The organism is Synechococcus sp. OH2 (assembly GCF_047462155.1).
Classification (GTDB): Bacteria; Cyanobacteriota; Cyanobacteriia; order Thermostichales; family Thermostichaceae; genus Thermostichus.
The window spans coordinates 1-6,235 of record NZ_JANSIR010000017.1 but is presented as its reverse complement, the minus strand read 5'-3'; the positions used below and the strand labels follow the sequence as shown (position 1 = coordinate 6,235).

The following is a 6,235-nucleotide window of genomic DNA, read 5'->3' as shown; positions in this document are numbered from 1 at the left end:
CTTCCTCTTAAAACCTGTACCCTATTTTAAATTAACAGGCTGTAACAACCCTTCTGACGGTTGCCAGAGCAACTTAAAGCGGCTGGGACAGCTTTTCCCGGCAACGCCGACTATGGTCGATGTAACGGATGGGGCGCTCGCGTGGCAGCAATCTTACTCAGCAGATTTTCCCTCAAGGCGGAGAAACCAGAAGGAACTCAGATGAGTTGTGGCAACTCCGCCAGGGAGCTGTGGGGCCGGCTCGACAGCAGAGGGATCGGCCCAGAATCTCGGCCTTACTTGTCTAGCTTCTCGATGTAGGGGCGAATGTCGTTGAGGTCGATGTAGCGATCGGTGGCGTTGCGCAGCTCGCGGGCAATCATTCCTTCGGTGGAGACGACGGTAATCAAGGTGTTTTTGGAGCGCAACAGCTCGACGGCCCGCTCAAAATCGCCATCGCCGCTAAACAAGATGATCCTGTCGTATTGCCCAACCGTGTTGAACATATCGATAACGATCTCGATATCCAGGTTGGCCTTCTGGAAGTAGCGGCCGGAGTCTTCGTCTCGATATTCTTTGAGGATCTTGGTGCGCACCGTGAAACCCAAGCTGATCAGAGCATCTCGAAAGGCCCTTTGATCGTTGGGATCCTTGATGCCGGTGTACCAAAATGCGTTGACTAGCTCGACGTTGGGCTGGGATCTAACAAAATAATCCAAGACTCGGCGCGGGTCGAAAAACCAGCCATTTTTTTGTTGGGCATAAAACATATTGTTCCCATCGATAAAGATGGAAACCCGCGTGACGGGATGGCGAAACATAAAGATTTTTCCGGGAATATAAGGTGGACTGGTCAGGAAAAGAGGGTGAAAACGAGAGTGTCGATTATCCTAAGGTAAGGGGTGGCTATGGCAGGCCAGCGCCTGCTGATACCAGTCTCTCATCATAGCGAAAACAGGGATCTTTTTCCCTAGCCATTAGACCGGGCGCCTTTGGAGATCAGAGTGGGTTCCGGCTGCCCTAGGGCATAGCTGGAGCCGGGGCGATCGGCTTGGCTGACGTACAGCTCTGCCAATTGTCGGGCCAGGTTGCGGATGCGCCCAATGTAGAGGGTGCGCTCGGCCACGGCAATGACGCCGCGGGCATCGAGCAGGTTGAAGGTATGGGAGCACTTGAGCACATAGTCGTAGGCGGGCAGGAGTAGCGACACCGCCAGCCGATCGGGAAGCACCTGTTTCTGCAGCTTCTGCTGCGTGGTTTCAATCAAGCGCTTGGCTTCAGCTTCGTAGAGGCGGAACAGCTCCAGCAGCATCTCGGGATCCGAATACTCGAAGTTGTAGTAGGACTGCTCCACCTCATTTTGGAAATAAATTTGCCCATAGGTAATCCGGCCCAGGGAAGGGTGCTCACTCCAGCAGAGATCGAAAACCGAATCCACCCCCTGCAGGTACATGGCCAGGCGCTCCAGTCCATAGGTAATCTCTACAGAAACCGGGTGGCAATCCTGCCCGCCCACCTGTTGAAAGTAGGTGAACTGGGTTACCTCCATGCCGTCCAGCCACACTTCCCAGCCCACCCCCCAGGCACCCAGGGTAGGGGATTCCCAGTCGTCTTCCACAAAGCGAATGTCATGCTCTGCCGGATTGATGCCCAAAGCCCGCAGGCTGTCTAGGTACACCTCTTGGATGTCGTCGGGGGAAGGCTTGATCAGAACCTGGTACTGAAAGTAGTGCTGCAGGCGGTTGGGATTTTGGCCGTAGCGCCCGTCGGTGGGGCGACGACAAGGTTCGACATAGGCCACCCGCCAGGGATCCGGCCCCAGGGCACGCAAAAACGTGTGGGGGCTCATGGTGCCGGCGCCTTTTTCCAGGTCGTAGGGCTGCAGGATGAGGCAGCCTTGTTCCCCCCAAAACTGCTGCAGGCGAAAGATCAAGTCCTGAAAGGTGTGGGCTGACATGACAAGGGCTGGGCAAAGCTACCCTATCCTACCAATCTCCCCCGCTCAGTCGATCAGCTCTTCTTCTCGATCGGCTGAATCTGAGTAGTCCCACTCGATGGGGGGCATTTGGTCGAAGGCCTGTTTGAGGGCGCTCTCCCAGAGCTTGCGCATCTTGGCCAGGTAGGGATCCCCGGTGCGCAGGCGCAGGCGATGGGTAACTTTGAACTGATTGGCCGGCACCATCACCAGGTCGATGGGGGGGCCGACAGAGATGTTGGACTTCATGGTGGAGTCGATGGAGAGGAGGGCACATTTGGCTGCATCCTCCAGGGGGGTTTCGTAGGAGAGGGTGCGATCCAAGATGGGCTTGCCGTATTTGGTTTCCCCCACCTGCAAAAAAGGCGTTTCTGGGGTGGCCTGGATGCAGTTGCCCTGGCTGTAGATCAAGAAGAGGGCCGGCTCCTCACCGCGGATCTGTCCTCCCAACAGGAAGCTGCACTGGGCGTCGATGCCGTCTTTTTCCAGCCAGGGTCGGTCTTGCTCTTGGATGTGGCGGATTTTGGATCCCAGGTAGCGGGCCACGTCGTAGAGATGGGGCAGGGTGTGGAGATTGGGGCTTTCCTGCTGGCGCAGATCCCGCTGCACTTCCGTTAAAACGCTCTGGGTAATGGACAGGTTGCCGGAGGTGCAAATTAAGATTACCCGTTCTTCGGGCAGGGAAAAGTCGAACAGCTTTTGGTAGGTGGAGACGTAATCGACGCCGGCGTTGGTGCGGGAATCTGCCGCCATCACCAAGCCAGAACGGGTGAGGATGCCAAGACAGTAGGTCATGGGAACGATTGGCTCGGCCTTCTGATTGTAGAGGGTTGTAGAGGGTCAGGAGAGAGCGAATCCAATTTTGTGGCGGATTTCCTCCCGCAGGCGGGCGGTGATCGAGGCTTCGTCCAAATCGGCCAAAATCTGGGCAATGGCAGCTTTGGGCCCCTCTGGCCCCCAACTGGCTCCCTGGGCCAGGTAGCGACGGGCCGCCTCCCCGATGGCGTAGCAGGAAAATCCGGCCAACACCGCTTGCGTCAGGGCCACCGACCCGTAGGCCCCTAGGGAGAATCCCCCCAGCAGGGTTTTCAGGGATCCCAGCCCCAACAGCGCCACCCATTCTCCCGCCCCCAGGCTGAGCATGCTGAGGACGATCTTCTGCAGCAGTTGGGCGGCTCCCGCAGTGCTCATGGGCCAGCCATACAGGCGGGACAAGCGCAGGATGAGAGCAATATCCAGGGCCAGTCCTCCCAAGGTGTCGAGCAGGGTAACGGGGTTGAGGGCAACAGCCAGCGCCTTGGTGCGGGCAGCAGCGGCGATGAGCTCTTGGGCCTGCTGGGCACGGCTTTGCAGCTTGCGCTCAATCACCTGTTGGTTGACGCGATCGGCAAACAGGAGAGCATTGAGGGCCAGCAGGGAACGCCCCTCCCGATGCAAGACTTCCAAGATTTTCAGGCGCAGAGCATCCACTTGGGGGGGGCCGATCTCCATCTCCACGCCAAAGCTGCCATCTGGCCTCTGCACCAGGCGCGGCACCCGCGGCGAGGCCGCCACCATGACAATCTCGTTGGGAGAAAGAAGCTGCCGCACCCGCTCGTTGCGGATCTTGTCGTAGATGGCCTGGCGATCCGCCTCTGGGTACTGGTCGATTTTGTTGAACACCAGCAGCATGGGCTTGCCCGCCTCCCGCAGCGTCGCTAGGGCCTCAAACTCCACCCGCGTCAGATCCCCGCAGACAACAAACAGGATCAGATCCGACCGCTGCGCCACCTCTTGGGCCAGCCGCGCCCGCTCCTCGCCGTCCACCTCATCGAGGCCGGGAGTGTCGATCAGCTCCAGACGGGATCCCTGCCAGTGGCTGACCTGAACCGACTGCACCGAGGCCGGCAGCAGGCGGGATCCCTGCAGGGCTGCTGCAGCCAAGGGGGGTTGGGGACGGGTTTCCCAACTGATGTTCCAAACGGCAGCTCGATGGGTACGGGTGACGCCATGGGTTGGCCCCGTCTCGAACACCGGCTCGCCCAACAGGGCATTGAGCAGGGAGGACTTGCCCCGACCCACCAGGCCAAAGGCGGCGATGTGGATGACCTCGGTTTCTAGCTTGTCCAAGAGCGCTTGCAAGTTCTCCAGCTCCCTCTCTAGGCCCACGATCTCTTGGGGGCGCAGATCCAATTGGGCCACCCACTGGCGCAGGCTGCGCTTGGCTTGTTGGTAGTTGAGGTCATCTTCTAGGGTGTTGCGGCGAGCCATGGCCGTAGCGCTCAATAGCAGTGGAGAACAGCCCAGCGGGGGCGGGTGTCAACCCTCAACGACAACGATCGACGACAGGCAGAAAAGCTAATCTCAAAGAAAGGCAGTTGGCCCTGCCGAGATCTGCAACTTCAAAAATAACGTTAAAACTAACGTTGAGAACCGAGAGTTCGCGACAGGAGGTTTTTCATGCCCAGGGCCATCTGGAACGGGGTGGTGGTGGCGGAGACCGACCGCTACGAAACCGTGGAAGGCAACATCTATTTTCCGCCGGAATCTTTGCGGCGGGAATACTTTCAGCCCAGCTCCACCCACACCACCTGCCCCTGGAAAGGACAAGCCAGCTACTACACCCTCGTGGTCAACGGCCAGGAGAACAAAGATGCCGCCTGGTACTACCCGGATCCCAAGCCGGCGGCGGCCAACATCCGCGGTTACGTGGCCTTCTGGAAGGGCGTCAAGGTAGAACCCTAGCCGAGCCGAGTTGCCAACTGAGTATGATGGAGAAAAGTTGGAGGGGCAAGGCGATGCTGACCGATGGCCAGATCCCAGGCAGCCCAACCCGCTGGGCAAGCAGGTTGTGTTGGGCCGGATTGAGCCTCCTGTTGCTAGGTTGTGGCCCAGCAGGATTTCGCACGCCGCGCCCCACGCTCACCGGCAGCGGCCTCAACAGCATTTTCCCTGATGGGGAGCCTGCTTTCAGTGGCGATGGTCGCTACCTGGTGTTTTCCTCTGCCCGCAGCGGCAGCCAGGACATTTTTCTCTACGACACGGTGGAACAGCGGCTGGTGGACTTGCCCGGTCTGAATTCCAGCGATGTGGCCGCCACCTCGCCGGATATCAGCGCCGACGGTCGCTACATCGTCTATGTCTCCAATGCGCTGGGCAAGTCGGAGATTTTTCTCTACGACCGGCAAACCCGCCGCGTTGAGAATATCAGCAGCCGGGTGCCGGGGGATGTGCGCAACCCCACCATCAGTGGCGATGGCCGCTTTATCGCCTTTGAGAGCAACGGTCGTGGCCAGTGGCACATCGAGATTTTCGACCGCGGCCCGGCGGCGGCCACGCAGCCCTCTTTACCCGCCTCTTCCAACGCTGGCGATAACCCCTAGAGGGATCCCCCAGCTAGGATAGACTCCCCACCAAGAGCTGTTGCATGGTTCTTTCTCTGGCCCAGCGACTTCACCCTCTCCGCTCCAATGTCTTCGACCAAGTGGATCAGGCGAAGTGGGAGGCACGCCGCTCCGGCTTGGATGTCATCGACCTGTCTCTGGGATCCTCAGACCTGCCCCCGCCTCCCGAAGCTCTAGCAGCCATTCAATCGGCTTTGTCGGATCCCACCACCTACGGCTACACCCTGTTTCACGACACGGCTGATTTCCGCGCCGCCTGTGCCAAGTGGTACCTGAGGAAGTTCGACCTGGAGATCGACCCGGAAACGGAGGTGCTGCCGCTGATCGGATCCCAGCAGGGAACGGCCCTTCTACCGCTGGCCCTGCTCAATCCCGGGGATATTGCTTTGGTTACCGACCCCGGCTACCCCTCCCATGTGGGCGGGATCCATCTGGCGGGGGGGATCCCGTACTACCTGCCTCTACGGGTGGAAAACCGCTTCCTGCCCCAGTGGGACGAGATCCCGGCGGAGGTCTGTCGCCAGGCACGCCTCTTGGTGCTGAGCTATCCCCACAACCCCACCACCGCCACCGTCACCCCGGAGTTTTGGCAGGAAGCGCTGCAATTTTGTCGGCAGCACGACATCATCCTGGCCCATGACTTTCCCTATGTGGACTGGCGTTTCGACGGCCAGGTGGCTCCCTCGGCGCTGCAGGCGGATCCGGACAAGACCCGCACCATCGAGTTCTTTTCCCTCTCTAAGTCCTATCACATGGGGGGGTTCCGGGTGGCCTATGCCATCGGCAGCCGCGAGCTGATCCGAGCTTTGCGCCTGGTGAAGTCCACCATTGACTTCCACCCCTACCAGGGCATTCTGCGGGGGGCGGCGGCGGCCTTGGCGGCTCCCGATAGCTTTTT

At 59.6% G+C, this 6,235-nt stretch carries 7 protein-coding genes; 3 read left to right on the top strand and 4 right to left on the bottom strand.

The window, feature by feature from the left end:
* Positions 1-275: 275 nt before the first annotated feature.
* The 4 genes from NW835_RS01355 to NW835_RS01340 form a co-directional block, all read right to left on the bottom strand.
* Positions 276-800, bottom strand: a complete 525-nt coding sequence (locus tag NW835_RS01355; protein WP_414365655.1) for an NYN domain-containing protein — start codon at positions 798-800, stop codon at positions 276-278.
* Between the two features lie 149 nt (positions 801-949).
* Positions 950-1,936, bottom strand: a complete 987-nt coding sequence (gene glyQ, locus NW835_RS01350; RefSeq protein ID WP_414365656.1) for a glycine--tRNA ligase subunit alpha — start codon at positions 1,934-1,936, stop codon at positions 950-952.
* Between the two features lie 45 nt (positions 1,937-1,981).
* A complete protein-coding gene (locus NW835_RS01345; RefSeq protein WP_414365657.1) occupies positions 1,982-2,749 on the bottom strand; it encodes a peptidase in 768 nt (255 codons plus the stop codon).
* Positions 2,750-2,794: 45 nt separating this feature from the next.
* Positions 2,795-4,204: a DUF697 domain-containing protein gene (locus tag NW835_RS01340; protein WP_414385795.1), complete on the bottom strand. Its 1,410-nt coding sequence runs from the start codon at positions 4,202-4,204 to the stop codon at positions 2,795-2,797.
* A 189-nt stretch (positions 4,205-4,393) separates the two neighbouring features.
* On the opposite strand from NW835_RS01340, the gene NW835_RS01335 reads away from it, so the two are divergent.
* The 3 genes from NW835_RS01335 to NW835_RS01325 all read left to right on the top strand — a co-directional run.
* Entirely contained in the window at positions 4,394-4,678 is a 285-nt protein-coding gene (locus tag NW835_RS01335; protein ID WP_414365659.1) for a DUF427 domain-containing protein, read from the top strand.
* Between the two features lie 119 nt (positions 4,679-4,797).
* Positions 4,798-5,316, top strand: coding sequence for a TolB family protein (locus NW835_RS01330; RefSeq protein WP_414365660.1), 519 nt, complete (start codon positions 4,798-4,800; stop codon positions 5,314-5,316).
* Between the two features lie 44 nt (positions 5,317-5,360).
* Positions 5,361-6,235, top strand: an 875-nt coding sequence (locus tag NW835_RS01325) for an LL-diaminopimelate aminotransferase (protein ID WP_414414316.1), incomplete at its 3' end; no start/stop codon positions are given.